Here is a 25,447-nt window from a genome sequence, read left to right as displayed (position 1 = left end):
GCTAAAGTGCGCTGGAACGTCGTGAGACGCTGTCAGTCTCATGCCACATTCTTTTCGGATTCAAGATCTAGAGGATTTCATGACCCCTGCCCTGACCTTCCGCTCGACGCGTTTTTCGGTGCTGCGCTGGCTGGCGCTGTCGTTGGCCGTGCTGGCTGCGCCATTCCTGTCTGCGTGCGGCTATAACGATTTCCAGGCGAAGGATGAGGCCACCAAGGCTGCCTGGGCCGAGGTGGTCAACCAGTACCAGCGCCGTGCGGACCTGATTCCCAACCTGGTGAATACGGTCAAGGGCTATGCCTCGCACGAGAAGGACACGCTGGAAGCGGTGACCAAGGCCCGGGCCGCAGCCACCAGCTTCCAGATCACGCCGGAAGTGCTGAACGATCCAGCGGCGTTCCAGAAATTCCAGCAGGTGCAGGGCGAGCTTTCGAGCGCGCTGTCGCGCCTGATGGCCGTGTCGGAGAACTACCCTCAACTCAAGGCTGACCAGTCGTTCCGTGATCTGCAATCGCAACTGGAAGGCACCGAGAACCGCATTACGGTGGCCCGCCAGCGTTACATCAAATCGGTGCAGGACTACAACGTGCTGACCCGTAGCTTCCCGACCAACCTGACCGCCAAGGTGATGGGCTACCAGGTCAAGCCGAACTTCACGGTCGAGAACGAAAAGGGTATTTCCACCGCCCCGCCGGTGAAGTTCTGACGAGCTAACGATCATGTCGATGCGCGCGCGTGCCTGCTTCACCTTCTTGCTGACTGTGGCGCTGTGGCTGGCCACTGCGTTGCCCGCGCGCGCGCAAAGCGACATGGTGGCCGTGCCGCCGCTGGCCGCGCGCGTGACCGACCTGACCGGCACGCTCAGCGCCGAGCAGAAAAGCGCGCTCGAACAGGTGCTGGCCGATTACGAACAGCAGCGCGGCAGCCAGATCTTCGTGCTGATGGTGCCGTCCACCGCGCCGGAACCCATCGAGGCGTACGGCATCCGCGTGGCCGATGCGTGGAAGGCCGGCCGCAAGGGCGTAGACGACGGCGCGATCATCCTCATCGCCAAGGACAACCCGGCATCGCTGCGCAAGATGCGTATCGAAGTCGGGCGCGGGCTGGAAGGGGCGCTGACGGACGCGCAATCCAAGCGTGTCCTGCAGGACGTGATGGCGCCGCACTTCCGCCAGGGCGATTTCTACGGCGGGCTGTCGGCAGGTATCTCGGCCATCCAGACCGTCATTGCACAAGAGAGCCTGCCGCCGGCCGAGCGCGCCAAGCGTCAGCAATCCGGCGGCGGCATCGGTGATTGGCTGCCCGTGCTGTTTCCGCTGGCGATCATTGTGTTCTTCGTGCTCAGCGCGGCCATGCGCTCGGGCGGGCGCGTGACGGGCAGCCTGCCCGGCCGCCCCGGCTCGCGCGTGGTGATGGGCAATCGCGGCTGGGGCCCCGGCACCATTGGTGGCTTGGGCGGTGGATTGGGTGGCGGCTGGGGACGCGGCGGCGGTGATTTTGGTGGAGGCAGTGGTGGAGGCGGCGGTTTTGGCGGCGGGGGTGGTGGTGATTTCGGTGGCGGTGGCGCCTCCGGCAACTGGTAACCGGTGAACGCATCCATGGCTTCCACGACCCGACATCACCACGGCGCGCGCCGTGCCCTGACCCATCTGCTGACAACCTCGTCGCATGCAAGGCGGGCGTTTCCGCCGGCGGATCTGCAAAAGCTTGAAGCCGCCGTACGCGAAGGCGAACAACACCACCACGGCGAAGTGCGCGTCGTCATCGAGAGCTCGTTGCCCGTGCGCGACGCCTGGGCCGGGATGTCGCCGCGGCACCGTGCCCGGACGTTGTTCGGGCTGCTGGAGGTGTGGAACACGCGCGAGCACGTGGGCGTGCTGCTCTACATCAACCTGGCCGATCACGCGGTCGAGATCCTGGCCGACCACGGTATCGCCGCCAAGGTGGACGCACACGCGTGGCGCACCATCTGCGAGACCATCACGCGTGGCTTTGCGCAGCGCGTGACCATGGCGCCGGTGCTCGACGCGCTGGCGCAGATCAACGACCTCCTCGCCGCGCACGTGCCTTCCGATGGCACGCCGCGCACCAATGAGCTGAGCGACCGGCCGGTCGTGCTGTAACGGCGCAACGCTTCATTTGTTTTTCCCCCTGCCGTGCTGGGCCATGTTTCAGAACTGAAACGGTTTCGACGCGCCCAGCCGCGCCACCCCTGTCGGTCACGCGCCTAATCCTTCCATACGAGGGATTGGCTGCCAGCGCATCGGGCGTCGAGATCAGGCCCAGCTTCCGCCGTAGGCCACCTCTCCGATAAAGCGCTCCTCTCTTCCTGCAAGACCCCACCCAAGACACGTTACGGCCACACCGTACCGGACGGCTGCGACGCCTCACATCCTGTCCAGGCAAAGGCCCTGATGTTTCAAGAATGCACGTAACCACGCCGCTGGCACGAGTGCGGGCTTACCCGCGGCTTTTTGCGGCGCACAACACGCATGCATCACTTTCACGTTTGGTATTTGCGCAAACCTACGCGCGTCATCGTTTGCTGTATCGCACGCAACACAAAATAGGCGTGACGCTTGGGAAACAAGCGCTGACCTTTTGCCTGGGCGGGACGCTGGCACGCCTGCCCAGCCATTGAAAATCAAGGACTTAGCGGCAATGGCACGGTCGTCGCTCTGTTGGTCCCGCCGACATAGCAGCACGGTGTTTCGGAAAGACAAGACAGAACCGGCGCACACCTGAGGGGGTGGGACGTGGAAACCAAAGACCAACACATCAAGACCCGCCAGACCGGCGCAGCCAGCGTGGAATACGCCCTGCTGCTGGTGATGGTGGCTTTGGTGCTGGTTGGCGTCATGGCGAGCGTCGAAACCAGCGTGGGCGATTTCTGGAGCAACGCGGCATCGGTGTTGATGACACCCGGCGGGTTCGGATCATCGGGCTCGCAGGGCGGTGGTTCGGGTGGTTGATATTCCAAGGCCTGGGTAGCGCGCAATCGCACCACGGGCCGGTAGGACACAGCGCATGCCAGACGAGCAGCGCAGCGAACAGAACAGAACAAAAGACGTACGGGGAAGTTGTCGACGCGCTGGCACAAAGAGGCCAGCCGGCTGCAGGGACCGGCAAACCGCCGGGAGCGTCTGCGGTGAACACGGAAGTTGTTGCACTTTCAGGCGTGAGCCGGTCCCTGGAGAAATGGTGGACCAGCCCACGGCGCCCAGTGGGCACCTGCTGCGATTTGCGGCGATGTCCGGGCGAGCGAGCACCAGCGGCCACGCCGGTGTGAGCCCTGAGAACTGGTGAAGTCGGGGGAGCCTCTTGGTGTTGTCGTGCTCCGGAACATGCTGGCCTCGTGTCGGTGTGGCACCGGTGTGCGCACACGATCTCCGGAACCCCTGGTTTGGCCTTGGCCGGCTTGTCTGGCCAGAACCCAGCGCCCGATCTTCAGCGGTGCGCCCTTTCCTTGAACCATGACGTGAGGAGATTGAAATGAAAGCCATGATCAAGCGTTTCGTGCGCGAAGAAGACGGTGCAGCCGGCGTGGAATACGCACTGCTGCTGGCCTTTGTGGCTCTGGTGATGGTGACCTACGGGACTACCGTCAAGACCGCGGTCGGCGCCATCTGGAATTCGATCGCAACCCAGCTGTCGACGGCCGCCGCCTGAGCAGTGCCAGTGCGCCCAGGTCAGGTCCGGCAGCCCCGGGCCTGATCCGGCGGAATACAAGCTGGCCCGCGGCACCCGATGCCGCGCGGACAGCCAGAACAATCGCCCGAGAGGAGCCCGAGATGACCACCATGACAAGCCTGAGCGCCTTGGCGAACCTCAGCCTGATTGTGCTCATCGTGATGGCCGCAGCGAGCGACGTGCGATCGCGCCGCATCCCGAACTGGCTGGTGGCGTCGGGCCTCGTGGCTGCGCTTCTCGCGCAATGCCTCACACAAGGCTTCCCCGCAGGCGCGCTCGCCTGGCTCGGTGGCGCAGCGGTGGGCATGGGACTGTGCATCGGCGTCTACCTGCTCGGTGGCATGGGCGCCGGCGACGTGAAGCTGATGGGCGCGATCGGCGCCTTCATGGGGCCCTTCGGCGCCTTCCACATTGCCTTCGTGAGTTTTCTGGCAGGCGGCGTGCTCGCGCTTGCCATGGTGTTGCTGCGCCGTGACGCGCAACGCTCGTTCGCAGGGGTTTCAACGCTGCTGATGTCGCTGCCGTTCGGCGGCAAGGCCGTGCCTTCTCCGGAAACCGGGGGCAAGCGCAGCGGAACGATCCAGTTGCCATACGCGGTGGCCTTTGCCGCAGGCACGTTGCTGGTGAAGTGGGGAGTGTTGTAGCCGAGGGGGGAAACACCTGACGCGTGCCGACGCGGTGCAAGACAAGCACACGGCGTCGCCGCAGCCAGCCTGACGGAGTGAACGCCACCAGGCACGCGCCAGACACACAAGGCATCAAGGACCACGCAAGAACGGTCCAGGACCGGGGAGAAGTGACATGCGTCAATCCAGTCGCACCATCGGGCAAGCCAGGACCTGTGCGGCGCCCCATCGCCACGCCTGCGGGCCCCGTCCATCCTGGCACGCACCTCCCTCGTCACCGTCTTCTTCGGCTGACCGGCGCATTGGCCGGCCGTGCATGCCCGTCACGTGCGTTCGTCGCAAGTGGCGGTGGGATTGAGAACCATCTGAGTGGGGTTGGGAAATGAAAAACCTGCGCATTCTCTCGATGCTGCTGATTGCCACGATCGCCGGCCTTGCGGCGGTGGTCTTCGCCTCGCGCTGGCTCACGCAGCAAAGCAGCAGCGGCATCACCAAGGTGGCCGTGGCCGCCGCTGATATCGACCTCGGCCAGCGCCTGTCGCCGGACTTCATCAAGGTGGTGGACTGGCCGACCGCCAGTCTGCCGCCGGGCACCATCTCCGACACGCAAGCCCTGAGCGGCCGCGTTGTCCGCGCAAGCCTGACACGCGGCGAGCCGGTGCTGGAATCGAAGCTCACGCCGCAAGGCACGGCGGGTGGTCTGTCGGCCGTCATTGCCGATGGCAAGCGCGCCATCACCGTGCGTGTGAATGATGTGGTGGGCGTGGCGGGCTTTGCACTGCCGGGCAGCTACGTCGACATCATCGTCAACACGCTGCAAGACAGCAAAGACGGCAAGCCGGTGGCGGGTGACCGGTCCGACCAATCGATCTCGAAGATCGTGCTGGAAAAGATCCTGGTGCTGGCCGTCGCGCAAGAGGTCAACCGCGACGACACCAAGCCCAAGGTCGTGAACGCCGTCACGCTGGAAGTCACGCCCGAACAAGCCGAGAAGCTGGACCTTGCACGCAGCGTGGGCACGCTCTCGCTGGTCCTGCGCAACCAGGTCGACCCGCAACCCGCCGATACCAATGGGGCGACCAAGAGCACGCTGCTCAAGGAGCCCGCGATCACGGCAGCCGTGGCGGTGCCGGTGGCCAAGACGGTGCAGGTGGTACGCCGCGTGGCCGCAGTGCAGCGCGCACCTGGCAACTGCATCGGCGTGATTGCCGGCGTGGATCGCGGCGCCGAGTGCTTCTGAAGCGACGCGAATCACTCAACTCACGGGCAACGATCAACAACACAACAGGAAGAACAGACCAAAGGCCCCAGGAAGAGGGCCCCGGCACGGTCACAGGCAACACATCACCGGCCTTGTCTTGCAGAACAACCAATCTGGGGGATCACCATGAACCGACTCATCACGCAACGCGGCGAGACACGCTGCATGGGGACGTACATGAAGGCGACTGCAGCCGCAGTGGCCATGTTGGGGGGGCTTTGGGCAGGTGCGGCGCACGCGCAGGTCGGTGTGGAATCTGCCATCCTGACCAACAACGCGGCGGCCCCGGCCAAGCCGATGCGCATGTCGGCAAACGGGCCGATCCAACTGACCATCGGCAGCGCAAGCAACGCTGAAGCCAGCCGCGATGCAGCGCCCAAGGGCCCTAACTGCACCGGCGCCATGCGCGAACACAGCGAGGTGACCGTTCCCATCGGCAAGTCGACGATGGTGCAGCTGCCCGAAGCCGTACGCAGCCGCACCGTCGGCAACCCGCGCGTGGTGCAGGCGATGCTGGTGTCGCCGCAAACGCTGTACGTGCTGGGGCTGGAAGTCGGTTCCACCAACATGATCGTGCAGGGCCGCAGCGGATCCTGCACGGTGATCGACGTGTCGGTGGGTGCAGACCCGGCCGGCCTGCAAGCCGCACTGCGCCGCCTGGTGCCGGGCGCAAAGAACGTCGAAGTCTCTGCCGCCGCCGACAGCATCGTGCTGGGCGGCACGGTGAGCGATTCGGTCCAGGCGCAGAAGATCGTCGACATCGCCAATGCATTTGTCACGCGCCAGGCGCGCGGCCCCGTGCGGGAAGAAGGCGGCGGTGGTCAACAAGCCGCCGGCCAGATGAATGCCGGCGGGCAGAACGGCGCACCGCTGCGGAGCCCGCGCATCATCAACATGATGGCGGTGGAAGCCCCGCAACAAGTGATGCTGGAAGTGAAGGTGGCGGAAGTCTCCAAGACGCTGATCGACCAGATGGGCTCGGCACTCAATGTGGCCGGTGCCTTCGGCAGCTGGTCGGTGGGCGCCCTCGCCAACTTCCTGTCGGGCTCGAACGACATCGTCAACTTCAGCAAGAACAACCGTCTGCCTCTCAAGTTCGCGCTCGATGCACAGAAGGGCGACGGGCTCGTGAAGGTGCTGGCAGAGCCGAGCCTGATGGCCATCAGTGGACAGGAAGCCAGCTTCCTTGCCGGCGGCAAGGTGTTCATTCCGGTGGCGCAAGGTGCCGCTGTGGGCGGCACCAGCACGGTCATCCTGCAGGAAGAAACCTTTGGCGTGGGTCTGCGCTTCACCCCCACGGTGATGGAGAACGGCCGCATCAACCTGAAGGTGTCGCCCGAGGTGTCCGAGCTGTCGCCGACTGGGGTGGCAGTCACTGCGCCCAACAGCAACAACACGCAGATCCTGCCGCTCATCACCACCCGGCGCGCTTCCACCACGCTGCAGGTGCATGACGGCCAGAGCTTTGCCATCGGCGGGCTGATCAAGAACAACATCACGGGCAGCCTCAAGGCCATCCCCGGTGTTGGCGAGCTGCCGGTGATCGGTGCGCTGGCGCGAAGCACGAGCTTCCAGCAGGATCAAACCGAGCTGGTGTTCGTGGTCACCCCGCGCCTGGTCAAGCCGCTGCCTGCCGAGTACCCGTTGCCGACCGATACGTTCGGCCAGGTCAACACCGGCGAGATCCTGCTCAACGGCAACATGGAAGGGCACAAGGTCAAGCCGGCCAAGGCACCGGCCGCCACGGCAGCACCGGCTTCCGCACTGCCGGCACCGAAGGCTGCCGAAGCGGCAACTGCCGCAGCAGCGCCTGCAGCCGAACCTGTTCAAGCGCCAGCCCCCACCGCAAGCGCACCTGCTGCAGCCGAAGCGCAAACACCCGCAGGCTCCACGGCGCCTGCAGCACCGGCCGACAACGGCACACCGCCCGCGCCTGCCGCCATGGCGCCAGCACCCGCCGCACGCCGTTTCGTGTCGATGGGCGAACAGCCCTTTCACGACTGACCCGACCGCACAACCTTCACGGAGACGCATCATGAACATCACTTCGAAGCTGGCGCGGGCGGGACTCTGCAGCGCAATCGCTCTCACCCTGGCCGGGTGCATGACCTCCACCCCGCTCTACGACAAGCACTTCGGTGAAGCCGTCCGCTCGGTGCAGGCCATGCAGACGCTGAACCCGAATGCATCGGCCAACACCGACCCGGTGACCGGCGTCGACGGGCGTGCCGCCACCGCCGCCATGGACCGCTACAACGCGCAGTTCGTCAAGCCGCAGGCCGATGTCAGCGCGTTCACGGTAGGAGTGGGCTCGGGCAGCAGCCTGGATGCCCAGGGCCGGTAGGTCGCAACACGCAAGAACGTAGAAAGAGGAAAACGCGCCGCCGCCCGCGGCGCGTCACCAGACGCTCACAGGAGCCAGGCCATGGCCAAGATCGCTCTCGTATCCGCCGACGAATCACACCTGCAATACCTCGCAGGGCTGATTGCACAGGCCACCAGCCACGTCGTCCAGCGCACGTGCGCCGCCCCGGCTAAGGCACTCGGCCAGCCTGGGCTTGCGCAGGGCGCGGATCTGCTGATCCTGGAAGCGGCCAGCTTCAGCACCGACGACATCCAGCAACTGCGTCGCCTGACGACAGACCGCCCCGACACGCTCTGCATGCTGCTGACGGAGAACCCGTCTGCCGACCTGCTGATGCGTGCCATGCGCGCCGGTGTGCAGTGCGTACTGCCGTGGCCACCCGATGCGCAAGAGTTTCGCGACGAGCTGCAACGCTGCACGAGCCACGCGCTCTCCGGCTCGCGCAACGAAGGCCAGGTGCTGTCGTTCGTGTCGTGCAAGGGCGGCAGCGGCACCACATTCACCGCCGCCAACTTTGCCCACGTGCTCAGTGCGCGGCACGGCAAGCATGTGCTGCTGGTCGATCTGTGCCAGCAATACGGCGACGCCGCCTTCCTGGTGACCGACCAGACCCCGCCGGCAACGCTGGCAAATGTCTGCAACCAGATCGACCGGCTGGATGCCGCCCTGCTCGATACCTGCGTGACGCACGTCAGCGCGGATTTCGATGTCCTGGCCGGCGCCGGTGACCCGATCAAGGCCGGCGAGATCAAGGCGATGCATCTGGAACGCCTGCTGACGCTGGCTGCATCCATGTACGACGTCGTGGTGTTTGATCTGGGGCAGGACATCAACCCGGCGTCGATTCTGGTGCTGGACCACAGCAATGTGATTTACGCCGTGCTGCAACTGAACCTCGCCTACCTGCGCGCCGGGCGCCGGCTCATGGATATCTGCCACTCGCTCGGCTATCGCTCGGAACGGCTGAAGCTCGTCGTCAACCAGTACGACAAGCGCGTGCCATTCACGCAGAACACCATGGAAAGTGCCTTCGGCATGCCCGTCTCGCATGTGCTGCCGTATGACCCGACCCCCGTGCGCGACTCCGTCAACCAAGGCCGCCCTGTGCTCGACGTGGCTGAGAACAGCCACATCAGCCGCGCGCTGATGGACATGGCGCACCAGCTCTTTCCTACCACGCAGCCTCAGCGCGACGGCCTGCTGCGCAAGCTGTTCGGCCATGCCAACCAAGTGCCGGCGCCGGTGCGTGCCTGAGGCGTGCCTAACCCATCGATCGCGTGGAGCCCATCATGTCATTGCGAGAACAACTCTTTCAGCAAGCCGGCGAGGCACTACCGCAGCGCGTTGCGTACGCCAACGGCTCGAACGGCCACACCAGCGCAGCCTATCAGCAGGTGGCGCAGGATGTGCACCAGATCATCATCGAGCGCGTGGAACTGAGCCGCCTGCAGCAGCTCACGCCCGAGCAGATCAAACGCGAACTGGCACAACTGGTCGAGCAAATCATCGACGAAGGCAAGCACCAGCTCAATGAGAGCGAACGCCGCCGCCTTGTCTCAGACGTGCAGGACGAAATGCTCGGCTACGGCCCGCTCGAACCGCTGCTGGCCGACCCGACCGTCTCCGACATCCTGGTCAACACACACAAGTACGTGTACGTGGAGCGCCGCGGCAAGCTCGAGCTGACCAGCGTGACCTTCCACGACGACGCGCACCTGATGCGCGTGATTGAAAAGATGGTGTCGCGCGTCGGCCGCCGCATCGATGAATCCAGCCCGATGGTTGATGCGCGGCTGCCCGATGGCTCACGTATCAACGCGATCATTCCGCCCTCGGCAATCGACGGGCCGCTGCTGTCGATCCGGCGTTTCTCAGTCAACCCGCTGACGATCCAGGATCTGGTCAACTTCCGCACGATGACGCCGGAAATGGCGCAACTGCTCGATGCGATGGTCAAGGCCAAGCTGAACATCCTGATCTCGGGCGGCACCGGCAGCGGCAAGACCACGCTGCTGAACATCCTTTCGGGCTACATCCCGGCAAACGAACGCATCGTCACCATTGAAGATGCGGCAGAACTGCAGCTGCGCCAGAATCATGTGCTGCGCCTGGAAACGCGCCCGGCCAACATCGAAGGCCGCGGCGAGATCACGCAGCGCTCGCTGGTGAAGAACGCGCTGCGGATGCGGCCCGATCGCATCATCCTCGGTGAAGTGCGCGGTGCCGAAGCGCTCGACATGCTGCACGCCATGAACACGGGGCACGAAGGGTCGCTGGCCACGATCCACGCGAACACGCCGCGCGATGCACTCACCCGGCTGGAGAACATGGTCAGCATGGCGGGCCTGCAACTGCCGCCCAAGACGATGCGCCAGCAGATCACCTCGGCGCTGACGGTAGTGGTGCAGGTCACGCGCCTGACCGACGGCAATCGCAAGCTCGTCAGCGTGCAGGAGATCACCGGCATGGAAGGCGAAGTCGTGAACATGCAGGAGATCTTCACCTTCCGCCGCAAGGGCGTCGATTCCGACGGCCGTATCAAGGGCCACTTCTGCGCGACGGGCGTGCGGCCCAAGTTTTCGGAACGTCTGCAGGCCTTCGGCATCCATCTGCCCGAAACGCTGTACGACCCCTCAGTGCAATACGAGGTCTAAAGGAGAACCGACATGGACACCATGGTGATCGGTTTCACGCTCTCGGTTTTCGTGGCCATTGTGCTGGGCGTATCGGGTACGTATCTGTGGTGGGACAGCCGCCACAGCCAGACCGCCAAGCGCCTGAGCCAGCGGCTGAAGATGGCCTTGCTCAGCAGCGCACGGCATGGCGCCGACGAGAGCATCCTCAAGCAGCGCGTGCTGGCGGAGTCGCAGGAGGTGGCGGCGCTGCTGGGCAAGCTGCCGCGCGTCAATCGGCTCGACCTGCTGTTGCTGCAATCGGGGCTCGATTGGTCGGTCGCGCGGTTTCTGGTGTTCACCCTGATCGCGCCAGTAGCGGTGGTCATCGGCATCTCACCGCTCAATCCGCCATGGGTTGCATCGGTTGCGCTGGCCGCTGCGGGTGCCTCGCTGCCGCTGTTCTATGTGCTGCATCGACGCACGCGCCGGCTGATGAAGCTCGAAGCGCAGCTGCCGGAAGCCACCGACCTGATCAGCCGTGCCCTGCGTGCCGGCCACTCGCTGCCGAGCGCGCTCGAGATGGCGGGCGATGAACTGCCGCAGCCGATCGGTGCCGAGCTTGCGATGGTGTTCAGCCAGATCAACTACGGCGTCTCGTTGAACGATGCACTCGCCGGCCTGATCGACCGCGTGCCGGTAGACGACCTGCGCTACCTGGTGATCGCCATCCTCATCCAGCGCGAATCTGGCGGCAACCTGGCCGAGATTCTGGACAACGTGGGCTCGCTCATCCGCAAGCGTCTGCAATTGCTCGACAAGGTACGCGTGCTCTCGGCAGAGGGCCGGCTCGGCGGCTGGATCCTGACGGCGCTGCCGCCGGGCATGGCGGTAGTGGTCTACCAATTGAACCCGGAATTGATGTCCACGCTGTGGAAAGACCCGACCGGTATTCAAATGATGTGGACCGCCATTGTGATGACCTGCTTGGGCGTCTTGTGGATCCGCCAGATCGTACGCATCCACATTTGACGCGACATCAGCGCCATAGCGCAAAGAACGGAATTCGGAGGCGGGGGCAACCCTGAACGGACATGCAGATCGCACAGACAGTCTTGCTTGGCGGCACGTTCATCATCGTCTTTGGCGCGGTACTGGTGGCGCTCAATGTGCTGCGACCGAGTGCGCTGCAGCGGCGTCTCGGGCAAATCGATCGTGAAGCGCCCAGCCTCGTGTCCCAGGACACTTCCAACGACTGGCTGCACAAGATCAGCCAGATCGCCAAGCCGCTGGCCAAGGCTTCGCTGCCCAAGGACGGCTGGGACGCTTCGGACCTGCGCACGCGCTTTGTGCATGCCGGCTGGCGCTCGCCGGACGCACCCGCCATCTACTTCGGCATCAAGACGCTGCTGGCGATCGGGCTGCCGCTGTTGCTGTCGATGGCGCTGCTGGGCCGGTTCGATGCCAACCATCAGAACGAATTCCTCAGCGTGCTGTTCGGTGCCGCGCTGCTGGGCTTCTATTTGCCGAACATCGTGCTGCGCGCGAAGATCCGCCGCCGCCAGCGTGACATCTTCGAAGCGTTTCCGGACAGCCTTGACCTCATCATGGTGTGCGTGGAAGCTGGCCTCGGGCTGGACGCCGCCGTCCTGCGCGTGGTGGAAGAAATGCGCACCGCGCGCCCCGCGCTGGCCGAAGAGTACGAACTTCTGACACTCGAACTGCGGGCCGGTCTCGCACGTGAGAAAGCCCTGCGCAACCTGGCCGCCCGCACCGGCGTGGAAGACGTGAGCATGCTGGTGGCCATGCTGATCCAGGCCGATCGATTCGGCACCAGCGTGGCGGAATCACTGCGCGTGCATTCGGACATGCTGCGCACCAAGCGGCACATGCTTGCCGAGGAGCGCGCCGCCAAGATCGGCACCAAGATTCTGTTCCCGCTGATCTTCTGCATCTTCCCGTCGCTGTTTGTCGTGCTGCTGGGCCCGGCAGCCATCCAGGTGATCGGCGCACTGCGCTCGGTCGCGGCACAACAGTAAGTCGAAGTCAAACAGCCGACCCGCCATCGCGTCAAGGAGACCATCATGCGCTCCCGAGCCTCCCAACGTACCGCGCACCGCCCTGCCCGCACGCGCAAGATGCGCGGCGCCGCCGGTGTCGAATTCGCCCTGGTCTTTCCGATCCTGCTGCTGGTCGTGTTCGGCATCGTCGAATTTGGCGCGGCGTGGTACGACAAGGCCGTCATCACCAATGCAAGCCGCGAGGCAGCACGAGCGGGCGTAGTCTTCAGCTCGCCGGTGCCGACCAGCACCAAGATACAGAGCGTGGCGACCAACTACTGCCAGAACCGGCTCGTGACCTTCGGCGCGGCGGCCAATTGCACGGTTGGCTCGGTCACCACGTGCTCGGCCACCGGTAACCCACTCACCGTCACGGTGTCGTACACGTTCACCGGCCTCGTGCTCGGCAAGCTGGCGCCGTTCACAGGATCCCTGGCGATGAGCGCGCAGACCACCATGCTCTGCGAGTAACCCGCAGCTCCTGCACTGTGCGAGGTATGCCATGACCCAGCAAGCCCTCTCTCTACGGCAACGCGGCGCGGTCGGAATGATCGCCCCGATGTTGCTGGTTGTCTTCCTGTCGATCGGTGCCATCGCCGTCGACGTGGCGCACTTGTATGTCGTGCGCAATGAGCTGCAGAACGCCGCGGACGCTGCCGCCCTGGCAGGCGCGGCGGGGCTGAACCCGATCAGCCCTACGCCGCAGTGGAGCAACGCCGTCTCCAAGGGCACCAACGCGGTCACGCTCAATGCTTCCGACGGCAAGACCCTCGCCACCGGCACCGTCACAGCCGGCTATTGGAACCTGACCGGCAGCCCAGCCGGCATGCAGGCGCAGACCATCTCACCGGGGAAGAACGATGTGCCGGGCGTGCAAGTCACCATTACGCGCGCCTCGGGTGTCAACGGTGGCGCCGTCAAAGGCTGGCTGACATGGGTGTTTGGAGGCGGCACGGCGGACATCCGTGCCACGGCAGTCGCTGTCATTGCGGCGCCGGGCACGGCCAACCCGGGGGCGCTGTTTCCTGTGGCGCTCAACAAGTGCCTGTTCGATCTGTATTGGAACTACACCACCAACCAACCTCTGAATGATCCGTCGACCGGCAAGCCATACGTCATCGACATCAACACGAGCTATCCGGCAAGCAGTCCAACTTGCGCCAGTGGGGAGTGGACGGGTTTCAACGGCCCTACCGACGCAAATACGGAGAAGGGTCTGGTCAGCAGCGGCAACCCGACCACTATCAACGTTGGGGACACCATCAACATCTCCACCGGCGTGAAGACCAGCGTCTACCACGCGATCCCATCCCTTCCATACACCGTGACGATGCCTGTGGTGGCCAACGTCGTCCCTGGATCGAGTTCACCCGTGGTTGCATTTGCCGGCTTCACGATCACGAAGATCGTCACCAATGGGTCGCATTCCTACATCGAGGGCAACTTCACCACCAACACGAAAGTCAGCGGCGGCGGTTCCGGCACCAACTACGGCGCTTATGTGCCACCGCGCCTCGCGAACTAGGCACGCAGACCATCCACGAGGAAAGCGCCATGGACCAGTCGTCACAACCGGAACACGAGCAGCCGATGGCCGATCGCCACTGGATAAACGCCAACACGGTGCGCAAGGGCAGCAAGCTGATGCTGGCGGTGTTCGTGCTGATCTTCGCGCTGGGCGCCTGGGTGACGAACGGCTTCACGGATACGCGCATCACCGGCCCGGCGTCGGACTTCTCGGTGTTCTGGAGCGCGTCGCACATCGCCTTGCACGAGCAGCCGCTGCACGCCTACGACATCGACAAGATCATGGTGGTAATTAACCAGTACGGCACGCTGGAAGCCGGCAGCGAGCGCATCCTGCCTTGGCTCTATCCGCCGACCTTTCTGCTGGTGGTGCTGCCCTTGTCGCTGTTGCCGCTGTGGCCGAGTTATCTGCTGTTCATGCTGGCCACCGGTTGGTTCTATGTGAGGGCCACCACCAGGCTCCTTGGTGACAAGGTGGACGCGCGCCTGCACACGTGGATGTCGGTGGCCAGCTCGCCGGCCGTGTTCGTGACGGTGCTGATGGGGCAGAACTCCATGCTCACCGCGGGGCTGGCCGCCACGGCTGTGGCATGGATCGACAAGCGGCCCGTGCTGGCCGGCGTGGCCATTGGCCTGCTGGCCATCAAGCCGCAACTGGCGCTGCTGTTTCCGGTGGTGCTGCTCGTCACCCGTGCATGGAAGACGATGGCAAGCGCGGCAGTCACCGCCGTGCTGTTCAGCGCCATCAGCATTACCGTCTGCGGCTGGGACACCGTGCCCGCCTTCTTCCAGAGCGCGCACTGGGCAGAGACCAACCTGGTCGAACACGGCGGCACGTCGTGGTATGTCATGCCCACGTTCCTCGCGGCGGCGCGCGCAGCGGGCATCGGTATCAAGCTGGCTTATGCGATTCAGGTGTCGGTGGCCGTGCTGGCGCTGCTTGCCACCGCCACCGTATGGCGCCGCACGACCGATACGGGGCTGCGTATTGCTGCGCTGGCAACCGCTACGCTGCTGATCTCGCCGTACGTGCGTGCGTATGAGCTGACCTGGCTCGTCGTGGCGATTGCGGGCTACGTCAGCCACGGCATCCGCTTCGGGCTGTCGAGCACGGAGCGCGGGCTGCTGGTTGCGGCATGGCTGTTGCCGGTGTTCGAGTTCACCAATCCGCTCTTTCACCTGCCACAAGTGGGGCCGTTCTTCCTGGTGGCGATGATGGCAATGATCGTCCACCGCACGCTCACGCACCCGCGCGTGCACACCGCCACCAGCCCCAAGTCCGGCCTGCCGGCTGCGACAAGCATGCCGGCAGCGGCGAGCGCACGCACTACCGCATAACCATCGACAGACCAGCCATAGGTCTGCACATCGTCATCAAAGTTTTGGGGGAAGCCATGCAGCCGAATCATCAAGACCCACACGACGCGCCACTGCTTTCCCTCGTCGCGCCGTTCTACAACGAAGGCGAAGCGCTGCATCTGTTCTTCGCCCGCGTGGTCCCGATCCTCGAATCGATCGATGGCATGCAGTTCGAGATCGTGTGCGTAAACGACGGCAGCGCCGACGACACACTCGCCAAGCTCGTTGCCGTATCGCATGCGGACCCGCGCGTCCGCGTGGTCGACCTGACCCGCAATTTCGGCAAGGAAGCCGCGCTCACCGCTGGCCTGGACGAGGCACTGGGCGATGCCGTCATCCCCATCGATGCCGACCTGCAGGACCCGCCGGAGTTGATTCCTACGCTGGTCGCGCACTGGCGCAAGGGCGCTGAAGTCGTGCTCGCACAGCGCGCCAACCGCGCATGCGACTCGTTTCTCAAGCGCGTGACGGCTGCCGCCTATTACCGCATCCACAATCGGCTGTCCGACCTGAAACTGCCCGAGAACGTGGGCGATTTCCGCCTGATGGACCGCGCCGTGGTGAACGCACTCAAGCAACTGCCGGAGCGGCACCGCTTCATGAAGGGCCTATTTGCATGGGTCGGTTTCAGCACGGTGATCGTGCAGTACGAGCGTGAGAAACGCAGCGCGGGCACGTCCAAGTTTTCCGGCTGGCGGCTGTGGAACTTCGCGCTGGAAGGCATCACAAGCTTCAGCACGCTGCCGTTGCGCAGTTGGACGTACCTGGGCGCGCTCGTTGCCGCGCTGGCGTTCTGCTATGGCGCGTTCATCATCCTGCGCACGATGATCTTCGGCGTGGTCGTACCGGGCTACGCCTCGGAGCTGTCGCTGATGCTGTTCTTCGGTGGGCTGCAGATGATCGGCCTGGGGATGATCGGCGAATACGTTGGCCGCATCTATGACGAGGCCAAGGGCCGACCCATCTACCTCGTCAAGCGCCGCTATCAGGAGCGCCGTCCACGCAGCCGCGTGCAGGGCAGCAACAACCGTCAGGTGATTCCGATTGCCAGCGCCCGACCGCGCCAGCCGCAGGGAGAACGCCAGCGCAGTCAAGCAGCACGACGCTAAACACCAACCGGAGACGCATCATGCGACACGCTGAATCGAGCGTCATGAACGCATTGGCAACCGCGCTGCCGCTGCCGGATCGCATGCTGCTGGTCCGCGTGTTCCGCTTCGGGGTCTCGGGTGTGGTGGCCACCGGCGTGCATGTGGCGATTGCCACTGCCCTCATCAGCAGCGTCTCGGCCTCTCAGGTGGAGGCCAATGGCGCGGCATTTGTCTGCGCCAATGTGTGCTCGTATCTGCTCAACGCGCTGTGGAGCTTCTCAGCCAAGCCGGGGCGCGCGAACTTCCTGCGCTTCTACGCCGTCTCGCTGCTGGGCCTGGCGCTGACGCTCATGATTTCGTGGATCGCCCAGACGCTGGGCTTGAGCTATTGGATCGGTCTGGCAGGCATCCTGTCGACGGTGCCACCGCTCACTTTCGTACTGCACCGGTTCTGGACATTCCGCTGATGCCGCGTCAGTCCGCGTCGTTGTTGTCACTGCCGCCGTGCGTGCGGTCAAAACGGCGCAGCGTGTCGATGCGTTCGCGCGTCAGCGGATGAGACGAGAAGAACGCCGCTGCATCGTCATCGCTGGCGGCATCGGTCTTCTTGGCGGCATCTGCCTTGCGCGTGCCGCCATGCGTGTCTTCCAGCGCCTGCAGCACGTCGGCAAATGCGGCAACGGATAAGCCGTTCTCCTGCAGCAGCAACGCGGCATAGCGGTCGGCATCGCGCTCGTAGTCGCGTGAATAGCGCAGTGTCAGCAGCGCCGCCGGCACGCCCGACAGAATCGTCGAGACATCGCCAAACAGCAGCGCCGCCGTTGCCCCAATGGCCGATGACTGAATCACCTGCCGCAGCCCATGGCGATATTCAACGTGACCCGCCTCGTGCGCCAGCACACCCGTCAGACCATCGCCCTCACCCACCAGCTTGACCAGCGCGTCGGTCACGACGATATCGCCGCCGGGCAGCGCAAAGGCATTGGCGCCGATGTCGGCGTCCCGAAACACGATGTGATACGTGTGCGTGGCCTGCGGCGGCTTGTGCAGTGCTGCAAAGCGTGCGCGGATGCGGTCCTGCAGCGCGGCTGGCAGCTTGCTGGGCCGCAACCAGCGCTCGTCCATTGCTTTGAGCGTGCTGCGCCCGAGTTGCGCTTCCGCACGCTGCGGCACCATGCCGGCCATCACCTTGGCGCCCCAGGGCAAGCCGTAGCGATACCCCAGCGCCAGCACCACCACCATGGCCAGCAGCGAGCCCAGCGCCAGCTTCCAGCTGTTCTGCGCCCGCACGACCCAGCCTTCGCGATAGCCGGTGCGATGCAGCAGCGCATTCAGCGACGTCTGCTCCGCCGGGTCGGTGATCTCGCAAAACGCGCCGTCTTCGAAGGTGATCAAGCGCGGTGCATGCTTGACGCGCTCCGACACCCGCAGCGTAGCGAGCGGCGCGCGGCGCAGCACCGTGCCCTCGGGCTCGAACAGCACCGCCTCGCCCGCCTCGACAGCAAGACGCACGGGTTGCGCGCGCGAGGTACGGCCGTCGAAGTAGGTCGCGAGAATCACGGCGGGTGCCCCTGCCTTGCAGCGCGTTTACAGCGCGATATCGATGTCGTACCAGTCCACTGTGGCGTCGCCCAGCGCGCCTACGTTGGTGGTTTCGCCGGCAACGAAGGTATCTAGCGAACCGGCCGCGATCATCGTCACCGAGTCGAGCTTGTAGCGTGCCGTGCGCACGCGTGCGAACGGCGTGAACAAGCCGATGGTGATCAGGATCAGCACCGCATTGGACACGAAAATCCAGAACAGCTTGCCCGCACCCACCTGGCTCTGGAAGCGATGCGCGCCCAGCGTGGTGTGGTTCCACACCACGTTCTGCAGGCGCGACAGGAAATAAGGCGTCAGGAACAGCATCGCGGCATACATGAACAGGCCGATGAGGATGAAGCCGAAGATCTGGCCCACTCCCGGCGCACGGTGCAACGACACACCCAGTAGCAACGCGAGACAAGAGGCCACCACGAGCGCCAGTATCGCCAGCCCGAAGGTGCGCAGATACACGCCATAAAAGTTGCCCGGCGTGCCGGAAAAATCGAACTGCGCGGTACCGAAGCGCGTGTTCTTGTGCTGGAAACGCTTGAAGCGCTGGTGCGCCAGCGGTGCGAGCAGGTACAGCGAGAGCACGCTGAGGATCGGCCACACCAGAAACACCATGTAGCCCTCGGCATCCTTGCCCGTAAAGGCGAAGCGCAAGCCGCGGTAGCTGGAATTGGCCATGCGGAAACGTAGCGAGCGCACGAGCAGCCACGGAAACGCGGCGGCCATCACGATAAGCAGTGCCAGCCCCAACAGCGGCGACGAATGACCAAGGAGGTTGAATGCAAACGCCAGCACGAAAATGATCGCGCGGCCTTTGAGAATGGCGATCGGGCTGCCGTGATAATCGAAGCTGGACCCCGCCAGTTGGGTGTTGCGATAGAAATACTGAAGCGTGCGGACCTTCGCCCAGGCCGAGTAGATGCCCAGCGTGACGATGATCAGCAGCAGGTTGACGATCCAGATGCGGAAGTATTCCGAGCCGCTGCCAATAAAGCGCAGCCGCAAGGGTTGCGGCGCAGCTGGAGCGGGGGCGCTGCCCAGGACGGACTCGCGTGCGATGTCGTTCATCTGTTTTCCCTTCCCTGAGTTGTTATCGTGCCCCGCTTCAGGACGCTCATCGATACGTGACGACGCTGAGGCTCGCGGGTGGGCCGATTGTAGCGAAGCCCACTGCCTTGCAGCGTTAACACCGTCTTAACAAAGCGACCAACAAAAAACCCCGCAGGCTCGCACCCACGGGGTTTTTTGTTTGGAACAGCCATCCCGAAGGATGGCCGGGCCAGGACCGGTACGGCAAATTACATCATGCCGTCCATGCCGCCCATGCCACCCATGCCGCCCGGCATTGCCGGAGCAGCATCGTCCTTCGGCAGTTCTGCCACGGCGCAGTCCGTCGTCAGCATCAGCGAAGCGACCGAAGCAGCGTTCTGCAGCGCGGTGCGGGTCACCTTGGTCGGGTCCAGCACGCCCATTTCCACCAGGTCACCGTACTCGCCGGTCGAGGCGTTGTAGCCGTAGTTGCCCTGGCCGGCGATGACGTTGGCCACCACCACCGAAGCCTCGTCGCCAGCGTTGGTGACGATCTGGCGCAGCGGCTCTTCCATGGCGCGCAGCACGATCTTGATACCGGCGTCCTGGTCAGCGTTGGCACCCTTCAGGCCGGAGATCAGCGCACGGGCACGCAGCAGTGCAACACCGCCACCAGCCACAATGCCTTCTTCCACGGCAGCGCGCGTTGCGTGCAGAGCATCTTCCACGCGGGCCTTCTTTTCCTTCATTTCGACTTCGGTGGCAGCGCCAACCTTGATCACGGCAACACCGCCGGCCAGCTTAGCCACGCGCTCTTGCAGCTTTTCACGGTCGTAGTCCGAGGTCGCTTCTTCGATCTGGGCACGCACTTGCTTCACGCGGGCTTCGATGTTGCGGGCATCGCCTGCGCCATCGATGATCGTGGTGTTTTCCTTGCCGATTTCAACGCGCTTGGCTTGGCCCAGGTCGTTCAGGGTTGCCTTTTCCAGCGTCAGGCCGACTTCTTCAGCGATGACTTGGCCGCCCGTCAGGATGGCGATGTCTTCCAGCATGGCCTTGCGGCGGTCGCCAAAGCCCGGAGCCTTCACGGCGGCGGTCTTCAGGATGCCACGGATGTTGTTGACCACCAGCGTTGCCAGGGCTTCGCCTTCAACGTCTTCAGCGATGATCAGCAGCGGACGGCCAGCCTTGGCCACTTGCTCCAGGATCGGCAGCAGGTCGCGGATGTTGCTGACCTTCTTGTCGAACAGCAGCACGAACGGGTTGTCCAGCTGGACAACTTGCTTTTCCGGGTTGTTGATGAAGTACGGCGACAGGTAGCCGCGGTCGAACTGCATGCCTTCCACGACGTCCAGCTCGTCGGCCAGCGACTTGCCGTCTTCCACCGTGATCACGCCTTCCTTGCCGACCTTGTCCATGGCTTCAGCGATGCGCTGGCCGATGGATTCGTCGCTGTTGGCCGAGATGGCGCCAACCTGAGCGATTTCCTTGCTGGTGGTCGTCGGCTTGCTGATCTTCTTCAGCTCTTCGACGGCAGCGCCGACAGCCTTGTCGATGCCGCGCTTCAGGTCCATCGGGTTCATGCCGGCGGCAACGTACTTCATGCCTTCGCGCACGATCGACTGGGCCAGCACCGTTGCGGTGGTGGTGCCGTCACCGGCATTGTCGCTGGTCTTGGAAGCCACTTCCTTGACCATTTGCGCGCCCATGTTCTGCAGCTTGTCCTTCAGCTCGATTTCCTTGGCGACCGACACACCGTCCTTGGTCACGGTCGGGCCACCGAAGCTGCGCTCCAGCACCACGTTACGGCCCTTCGGGCCCAGGGTCACCTTCACTGCGTTGGCGAGAATGTTCACGCCTTCGACCATCTTGGCACGTGCGGCGTCGCCGAACACTACGTCTTTAGCTGCCATCTTGAGAATCTCCGAAATCTTTGGATGTTGCCTGCGCCGGGGGAATCCGCGGGGCAGACAATGAGGAATGGCTTACTGGTAAGCCAATGCGACTGAGCGCCCGCTTACTTCGCCACCACTGCCATGATGTCTTCTTCGCGCATGACCAGGACTTCCTGACCATCCACCTTGACGCCCTGGCCGGCGTACTTGCCGAACAGCACGCGGTCGCCGACCTTTACGTCCAGCGCGATCGCATTGCCCTTGTCGTCTTTCTTGCCCGGGCCGACGGCCAGCACTTCGCCTTGATCCGGCTTTTCAGCGGCGGCGTCAGGGATGACGATGCCCGAAGCGGTCTTCGTTTCGTTGTCCAGGCGCTTCACGATCACGCGGTCGTGCAAAGGACGCAGGTTCATACACAACTCCTCAATGCAAAGTGAGTGTTTATTCACAAAACGCGCCGCAGAGCGCGGCGCATCGGGAAAGCATCGGGGACCGGAGGTTTTGTTAGCACTCCTGCCCGGCGAGTGCTAATTATAGGGACGGGGTATTACGATTTCAAGAACGGGCGTAGCGGAAGTTGTTGTCGATGTCGAGATTCATGAATCTGGAACTTTGGTCACTCAATGTGGAACTCTCTGACGCAGCACGGCATGCCGAAAATAGGAAAATCCTTATATTTCAGTTAGTTAGCACACAAGACGCGCGCCAGAGAGAGCACCATTGATTGTGTCTCACGCGGCAGACTGCGGGGCCTTGCCGCACTAAACTCCGCTCTTCTCCCTGCAAGACATTCCGATAGGCTTCGTCACCTACAAGAAGCAATTGCCGAGGCACAGCATGCGGGCGAGCCTCTGGTGGCCAAGGGGAATCAGCGCCCCGCAAGGATCTCCAGCCTCAAGAACGCCTTGGCATGGACCTTTAGATGGCCGTCGATCAGGGAAGATACGATGTAGTACTCGTGGTCGTACCCCTCTTGATATCGCACCTTCAACGGCTGCTTGCCACATTGAACGCGGCCCCACTCGAGTTCTCGACCTAGAACAATCCACTCAGCTTGCCAGTGTCCCGAGTATGCAGAGGCGTGCAGGCACAAGAAGGCATCCGGATACTCGCTCCACTTTAGGAAGACGTGGAGCAAGGCTGCGACTAGAGGGGCACATCGACCGGATCCACGTGCGTCATTAAATTGAGCACGTCGCGTCGCTCCATCACGCGGCGGCGAGCCTCCAGTGCGATGTCGTGGCCCTCGCGCACACTGACGCGCGCATCAACTTCGAGGTGTGCATCCACCAGAATCATGTCGCCCATACGGCGTGTCTTGACGTCGTGTACGCCGAGTACGCCCGTCGTCGCGAGCATGACCTGGTGGATCGCCTCCACGGTCTCCTCATCAACGGCACGATCCATCAGATCGTGCAGGGCTTCCCAGCCGAACTGCCAGCCCATGCGTGTCACCATCAGGCCCACGACAAGCGCCGCCACTGGATCGAGCAGACGGTACCCGAGCACGTTGCCTACGATGCCAAGCGCCACCACCAGCGACGATGCGGCATCGGAACGGGCATGCCAGGCGTTGGCGACCAGCATGCTCGAACGCACCCTTTCTGCCACCGCCAGCATGTAGCGGAACAACAATTCTTTGGCGGCCAGAGCGCCCAGCGCGACCCATAGGCCAATAAGCCGCACCGGCTGGATAGCCTCGGCGTGCTCCAGCTTGAGTACCGCGTTCCAGAGCATGCCCACGCCCACTGCCAGCAGGAGCAGACCGAGCACGAGCGAAGCGGCATTTTCGAAGCGCTGGTGGCCATAGTGGTGTGTCTGATCCGGCCCTTTCTGGCTATGGTGGCTAGCAAATAGCACCACGAAGTCCGAGATCAGGTCGGACAAGGAGTGGATGGCGTCGGCGATCAGCGCCTGCGAGCCGGCCAGCATGCCAGCCGCTACCTGCGCTATCGTCAATCCAAGATTGACGGCGACGCTCACAAGGGTGCTGCGCCGCGCAGCGGCCTGCTTGGCCATGCTGTCTTCGGAATCGGCGGCGATCTCAAGATCGATTTCTTTTATCTGTTGCATGGATTGTCCGAGCAGTGAACGTGGGGATGGGGTTCCAGGTTGAGCAGCGGCGCGCGGTCAATGGCGCAGCCCCGCTGCCAAGCGATTGCGCATGAGAGAGACCGGAGCCGTTTTCCACATCGGGACGCTCCCCGAGTCGCACCGCTGGCTCGTATTCTTCATGACTTCAATGAAGGGATGAAGTCGCGCATGACCTATTGGTGGGTTCCGGACCCACTGGATGTGAGGTTCGACCAGATAACGTCGACGCGCAATCCCCCGAGACCCGGCGAGCGGTCAACCGTTACGCTTGCACCGTGAACCGCCGCGATCCGGCGCACGATCGACCATCCAAGGCCGCTACCACTCTGGTCCGTTCCCTCGACACGGAAAAAGCGCTCGCCAAGTCGGTGCTGTTCGGCGGCGGGGAGCCCGGGGCCGCTGTCTTCCACACAAAGCGCGGCACTTCCGTTACGGTGCGCGACCGTCACGACGATTTGTGCCTCGGCGGGGCTGTAGCGTATGGCGTTGTCGATCAGGTTGCGAACAAGTGAGGCCAGTAACGCCCTGTTGCCCGCGACCATGCAGCGCTCCGGATTCTCTAGTGCGATGCGCTGTTTCTTGCCGAAGGCTATTGGCGCAATGTCTGCCATCACTTGTCTAGCCAGCGCACCAAGGTCGATCGGTTCAATCGAAATGCCGGCGTTCGCTTCCAGACGCGAAAGCAACAGCAATTGGTCGACCAGATGGGCAGCGCGATCGCATCCTTCCAACGTTCCCACCAAGGCGTGGCGACGCATGGCGTCCTCTTCGGCGGCCATTGCCACCTGGGCCTGGGCCTTGATTGCGGCAATCGGCGTGCGCAATTCGTGGGCGGCGTCGGCAGTGAAGCGGCGCTCGGCGTCGAGCATGGTCTGAATGCGGGCAAAGAGCGCGTTGAGCGCGTCGAGCATGGGCGTCATCTCAACCGGCGCATGGGGCATCCGGACCGGATCGAGTGCTCGCGGGTCACGCTCGGCAAGCGCGTTACCCAATCTGCGCAGCGGCAGCATCCCGCGCTTGACCGCCCACCAGACGGCCAAGGCGAGTAACGGCAACGCCAACGCCATCGGCCACAGCATGTTGCGCAAGAGGGCGGACAGGATTGCGGTGCGCGAGTCGATGCGCTCGCCAACGTAGACCTGGATGTCCTTGTAGACCCCCTGCGCTACAAAGACACGCCAAGCATTGCCTCCGATTTGCACCGTAGAGAATCCGGACGCACTGCGCTCGCCTGGCGCAACCATCGGCTGGTTCGGCGCGTTGGCCGAGTGGATGCCCAGCTTCCCTTCGTGAAAGACCTGAAAGGCGACTTTGGGCGCGTAACGATGCTGGACAGGCAGGTCGTGACTCGGCTCATCGTCCTCGTCGACGGCCTGTGCGTGCTGCATGACCAGTAGCGCACCAGCTTGCGCTAGATGACTGTCCAGCAGTTGATCGATCTCGTCCTGGGCGTCGTACCACGTGATCAATGCGGTGATGAGCCATAGGCCGGCGACGGCGCCAAGCACCAACAACAGCAGCCGACCTTGGAGCGAGCGCGGTCGCGTCATGGCGCTTCGGCATTGTCACGCGGCAGCATATAGCCGACGCCGCGCACGGTCACGATGAGGTCGCTGCCAAGTTTGACGCGCAGATGATGGATATGCACCTCCACGGAGTTGCTTCCGACTTCCTGCCCCCAGGGGTATAGGCACTGCTCGAGCTGCTCACGTGACAGCACGCGCCCCGCGTTCAGCATCAAGGCATGCAGCAGGTCAAATTCCCGCGTCGACAGTGCGACGGCTCGACCGTTGCAGAAGACCGTGCGTGACGCCGGCTCAAGAACAATACCGCGCGCCCGCAACTGCTCCGTGGGATGACCATGCGCGCGGCGCACCAGCGCGCGCAGTCTCGCGCTGAGTTCGTGCAGATCAATGGGCTTGACGATGTAATCATCGGCGCCGAGATCGAGACCGCGCACGCGATCTGGTATCGCGTCGCGCGCGGTCAACACCAGGATGGGGACCGCAATGCCTGCGCCACGCACCTTTCGCAGCACGTCCACGCCGTCCATGCGGGGCAGCCCAAGGTCGAGTATTGCGGCGACGTAGGCGTCCGTGCGCAACTCCCGCCACGCTGCCTCGCCGTCGCGCACCCAATCGACCTGGAAGCCCTGCTGCTGCAGGCCCGCACGAATGCCGTCTCCGAGCAGGGGGTCGTCTTCGACAAGCAGGATGCGCACGGATGAGATCTCCGCTCGGTACCG

At 63.8% G+C, this 25,447-nt stretch carries 25 protein-coding genes; 18 read left to right on the top strand and 7 right to left on the bottom strand.

Annotated elements, in window-relative coordinates; all coding sequences use genetic code 11:
- The first annotated feature begins 79 nt into the window (after positions 1 to 79).
- The 18 genes from ACUXH0_RS19305 (at position 80) to ACUXH0_RS19220 (ending at position 17,058) form a co-directional block, all read left to right on the top strand.
- Positions 80 to 706 (top strand): LemA family protein, encoded by a 627-nt coding sequence (locus ACUXH0_RS19305; protein WP_004629669.1) that lies wholly within the window; start codon positions 80 to 82, stop codon positions 704 to 706.
- A 13-nt stretch (positions 707 to 719) separates the two neighbouring features.
- The gene (locus ACUXH0_RS19300; protein WP_024973425.1) at positions 720 to 1,583 is read left to right on the top strand and encodes a TPM domain-containing protein; all 864 of its coding nucleotides are present in this window, start codon (positions 720 to 722) and stop codon (positions 1,581 to 1,583) included.
- A gap of 15 nt (positions 1,584 to 1,598) precedes the next feature.
- Positions 1,599 to 2,123 (top strand): TPM domain-containing protein, encoded by a 525-nt coding sequence (locus ACUXH0_RS19295; RefSeq protein WP_182594533.1) that lies wholly within the window; start codon positions 1,599 to 1,601, stop codon positions 2,121 to 2,123.
- A 633-nt stretch (positions 2,124 to 2,756) separates the two neighbouring features.
- Positions 2,757 to 2,972: a Flp family type IVb pilin gene (locus tag ACUXH0_RS19290; RefSeq protein ID WP_182594532.1), complete on the top strand. Its 216-nt coding sequence runs from the start codon at positions 2,757 to 2,759 to the stop codon at positions 2,970 to 2,972.
- 520 nt (positions 2,973 to 3,492) lie between these two features.
- Positions 3,493 to 3,669: a Flp family type IVb pilin gene (locus tag ACUXH0_RS19285; protein ID WP_027678035.1), complete on the top strand. Its 177-nt coding sequence runs from the start codon at positions 3,493 to 3,495 to the stop codon at positions 3,667 to 3,669.
- Positions 3,670 to 3,800: 131 nt separating this feature from the next.
- On the top strand, positions 3,801 to 4,334 hold the full coding sequence (locus tag ACUXH0_RS19280) for an A24 family peptidase (RefSeq protein WP_182594554.1): 534 nt from the start codon (positions 3,801 to 3,803) through the stop codon (positions 4,332 to 4,334).
- A gap of 364 nt (positions 4,335 to 4,698) precedes the next feature.
- Positions 4,699 to 5,556 (top strand): Flp pilus assembly protein CpaB, encoded by an 858-nt coding sequence (gene cpaB, locus ACUXH0_RS19275; protein WP_182594531.1) that lies wholly within the window; start codon positions 4,699 to 4,701, stop codon positions 5,554 to 5,556.
- A 147-nt stretch (positions 5,557 to 5,703) separates the two neighbouring features.
- Entirely contained in the window at positions 5,704 to 7,581 is a 1,878-nt protein-coding gene (locus ACUXH0_RS19270; protein ID WP_182594530.1) for a type II and III secretion system protein family protein, read from the top strand.
- Positions 7,582 to 7,612: 31 nt separating this feature from the next.
- On the top strand, positions 7,613 to 7,921 hold the full coding sequence (locus ACUXH0_RS19265) for a hypothetical protein (RefSeq protein ID WP_182594529.1): 309 nt from the start codon (positions 7,613 to 7,615) through the stop codon (positions 7,919 to 7,921).
- A gap of 81 nt (positions 7,922 to 8,002) precedes the next feature.
- Complete coding sequence (locus ACUXH0_RS19260) at positions 8,003 to 9,196, top strand: CpaE/TadZ family protein (protein WP_182594528.1); 1,194 nt, start codon at positions 8,003 to 8,005, stop codon at positions 9,194 to 9,196.
- A 35-nt stretch (positions 9,197 to 9,231) separates the two neighbouring features.
- Positions 9,232 to 10,596, top strand: a complete 1,365-nt coding sequence (locus ACUXH0_RS19255) for a TadA family conjugal transfer-associated ATPase (protein ID WP_182594527.1) — start codon at positions 9,232 to 9,234, stop codon at positions 10,594 to 10,596.
- Positions 10,597 to 10,608: 12 nt separating this feature from the next.
- Positions 10,609 to 11,586 carry a type II secretion system F family protein gene (locus tag ACUXH0_RS19250; RefSeq protein WP_182594526.1) on the top strand — a complete coding sequence of 326 codons (978 nt, stop codon included), beginning with the start codon at positions 10,609 to 10,611 and terminating at the stop codon, positions 11,584 to 11,586.
- 62 nt (positions 11,587 to 11,648) lie between these two features.
- Entirely contained in the window at positions 11,649 to 12,593 is a 945-nt protein-coding gene (locus tag ACUXH0_RS19245) for a type II secretion system F family protein (protein WP_182594525.1), read from the top strand.
- 45 nt (positions 12,594 to 12,638) lie between these two features.
- Positions 12,639 to 13,085 (top strand): TadE/TadG family type IV pilus assembly protein, encoded by a 447-nt coding sequence (locus ACUXH0_RS19240; RefSeq protein WP_182594524.1) that lies wholly within the window; start codon positions 12,639 to 12,641, stop codon positions 13,083 to 13,085.
- 31 nt (positions 13,086 to 13,116) lie between these two features.
- A complete protein-coding gene (locus ACUXH0_RS19235) occupies positions 13,117 to 14,139 on the top strand; it encodes a TadG family pilus assembly protein (protein WP_182594523.1) in 1,023 nt (340 codons plus the stop codon).
- A 29-nt stretch (positions 14,140 to 14,168) separates the two neighbouring features.
- Complete coding sequence (locus ACUXH0_RS19230) at positions 14,169 to 15,479, top strand: glycosyltransferase family 87 protein (protein WP_182594522.1); 1,311 nt, start codon at positions 14,169 to 14,171, stop codon at positions 15,477 to 15,479.
- A 56-nt stretch (positions 15,480 to 15,535) separates the two neighbouring features.
- Complete coding sequence (locus ACUXH0_RS19225; protein ID WP_182594521.1) at positions 15,536 to 16,609, top strand: glycosyltransferase family 2 protein; 1,074 nt, start codon at positions 15,536 to 15,538, stop codon at positions 16,607 to 16,609.
- Between the two features lie 20 nt (positions 16,610 to 16,629).
- Positions 16,630 to 17,058, top strand: a complete 429-nt coding sequence (locus ACUXH0_RS19220) for a GtrA family protein (protein WP_182594520.1) — start codon at positions 16,630 to 16,632, stop codon at positions 17,056 to 17,058.
- A 7-nt stretch (positions 17,059 to 17,065) separates the two neighbouring features.
- Here the strand turns inward: ACUXH0_RS19220 and ACUXH0_RS19215 are convergent, their stop codons facing one another.
- The 7 genes from ACUXH0_RS19215 to ACUXH0_RS19185 form a co-directional block, all read right to left on the bottom strand.
- On the bottom strand, positions 17,066 to 18,151 hold the full coding sequence (locus ACUXH0_RS19215; protein ID WP_004629725.1) for a M48 family metallopeptidase: 1,086 nt from the start codon (positions 18,149 to 18,151) through the stop codon (positions 17,066 to 17,068).
- A 27-nt stretch (positions 18,152 to 18,178) separates the two neighbouring features.
- Complete coding sequence (locus ACUXH0_RS19210; RefSeq protein ID WP_182594519.1) at positions 18,179 to 19,252, bottom strand: YjgN family protein; 1,074 nt, start codon at positions 19,250 to 19,252, stop codon at positions 18,179 to 18,181.
- Positions 19,253 to 19,482: 230 nt separating this feature from the next.
- Positions 19,483 to 21,126, bottom strand: a complete 1,644-nt coding sequence (gene groL / locus ACUXH0_RS19205) for a chaperonin GroEL (RefSeq protein WP_004629728.1) — start codon at positions 21,124 to 21,126, stop codon at positions 19,483 to 19,485.
- Between the two features lie 104 nt (positions 21,127 to 21,230).
- Positions 21,231 to 21,521 (bottom strand): co-chaperone GroES, encoded by a 291-nt coding sequence (gene groES / locus ACUXH0_RS19200; RefSeq protein WP_004629730.1) that lies wholly within the window; start codon positions 21,519 to 21,521, stop codon positions 21,231 to 21,233.
- 733 nt (positions 21,522 to 22,254) lie between these two features.
- Positions 22,255 to 23,181, bottom strand: a complete 927-nt coding sequence (locus ACUXH0_RS19195; protein WP_004629731.1) for a cation diffusion facilitator family transporter — start codon at positions 23,179 to 23,181, stop codon at positions 22,255 to 22,257.
- A 194-nt stretch (positions 23,182 to 23,375) separates the two neighbouring features.
- Positions 23,376 to 24,752 (bottom strand): ATP-binding protein, encoded by a 1,377-nt coding sequence (locus ACUXH0_RS19190; protein ID WP_182594518.1) that lies wholly within the window; start codon positions 24,750 to 24,752, stop codon positions 23,376 to 23,378.
- Positions 24,749 to 25,423 (bottom strand): response regulator transcription factor, encoded by a 675-nt coding sequence (locus ACUXH0_RS19185; RefSeq protein WP_004629735.1) that lies wholly within the window; start codon positions 25,421 to 25,423, stop codon positions 24,749 to 24,751. The genes ACUXH0_RS19190 and ACUXH0_RS19185 overlap by 4 nt, the downstream gene beginning before the upstream one ends.
- Between the last annotated feature and the right edge of the window lie 24 nt (positions 25,424 to 25,447).

The organism is Ralstonia sp. 110700041-2 (assembly GCF_056280165.1).
Note: the sequence above shows the minus strand (reverse complement) of the source record. Positions and strands in the feature narration are given on the sequence as shown.

Coding starts and splice junctions, on each gene's coding strand:
- ACUXH0_RS19235 (WP_182594523.1), top strand. CDS start 13,117: ATGACCCAGCAAGCCCTCTCTCTACGGCAACGCGGCGCGGTCGGAATG.
- ACUXH0_RS19245 (WP_182594525.1), top strand. CDS start 11,649: ATGCAGATCGCACAGACAGTCTTGCTTGGCGGCACGTTCATCATCGTC.
- ACUXH0_RS19195 (WP_004629731.1), bottom strand. CDS start 23,181: ATGCAACAGATAAAAGAAATCGATCTTGAGATCGCCGCCGATTCCGAA.
- ACUXH0_RS19265 (WP_182594529.1), top strand. CDS start 7,613: ATGAACATCACTTCGAAGCTGGCGCGGGCGGGACTCTGCAGCGCAATC.
- ACUXH0_RS19295 (WP_182594533.1), top strand. CDS start 1,599: ATGGCTTCCACGACCCGACATCACCACGGCGCGCGCCGTGCCCTGACC.
- ACUXH0_RS19220 (WP_182594520.1), top strand. CDS start 16,630: ATGCGACACGCTGAATCGAGCGTCATGAACGCATTGGCAACCGCGCTG.
- ACUXH0_RS19210 (WP_182594519.1), bottom strand. CDS start 19,252: ATGAACGACATCGCACGCGAGTCCGTCCTGGGCAGCGCCCCCGCTCCA.
- ACUXH0_RS19260 (WP_182594528.1), top strand. CDS start 8,003: ATGGCCAAGATCGCTCTCGTATCCGCCGACGAATCACACCTGCAATAC.
- ACUXH0_RS19270 (WP_182594530.1), top strand. CDS start 5,704: ATGAACCGACTCATCACGCAACGCGGCGAGACACGCTGCATGGGGACG.
- ACUXH0_RS19190 (WP_182594518.1), bottom strand. CDS start 24,752: ATGACGCGACCGCGCTCGCTCCAAGGTCGGCTGCTGTTGTTGGTGCTT.
- ACUXH0_RS19255 (WP_182594527.1), top strand. CDS start 9,232: ATGTCATTGCGAGAACAACTCTTTCAGCAAGCCGGCGAGGCACTACCG.
- cpaB (WP_182594531.1), top strand. CDS start 4,699: ATGAAAAACCTGCGCATTCTCTCGATGCTGCTGATTGCCACGATCGCC.
- ACUXH0_RS19305 (WP_004629669.1), top strand. CDS start 80: ATGACCCCTGCCCTGACCTTCCGCTCGACGCGTTTTTCGGTGCTGCGC.
- ACUXH0_RS19230 (WP_182594522.1), top strand. CDS start 14,169: ATGGACCAGTCGTCACAACCGGAACACGAGCAGCCGATGGCCGATCGC.
- groL (WP_004629728.1), bottom strand. CDS start 21,126: ATGGCAGCTAAAGACGTAGTGTTCGGCGACGCCGCACGTGCCAAGATG.
- ACUXH0_RS19225 (WP_182594521.1), top strand. CDS start 15,536: ATGCAGCCGAATCATCAAGACCCACACGACGCGCCACTGCTTTCCCTC.
- ACUXH0_RS19285 (WP_027678035.1), top strand. CDS start 3,493: ATGAAAGCCATGATCAAGCGTTTCGTGCGCGAAGAAGACGGTGCAGCC.
- ACUXH0_RS19300 (WP_024973425.1), top strand. CDS start 720: ATGTCGATGCGCGCGCGTGCCTGCTTCACCTTCTTGCTGACTGTGGCG.
- ACUXH0_RS19250 (WP_182594526.1), top strand. CDS start 10,609: ATGGACACCATGGTGATCGGTTTCACGCTCTCGGTTTTCGTGGCCATT.
- ACUXH0_RS19240 (WP_182594524.1), top strand. CDS start 12,639: ATGCGCTCCCGAGCCTCCCAACGTACCGCGCACCGCCCTGCCCGCACG.
- ACUXH0_RS19280 (WP_182594554.1), top strand. CDS start 3,801: ATGACAAGCCTGAGCGCCTTGGCGAACCTCAGCCTGATTGTGCTCATC.
- groES (WP_004629730.1), bottom strand. CDS start 21,521: ATGAACCTGCGTCCTTTGCACGACCGCGTGATCGTGAAGCGCCTGGAC.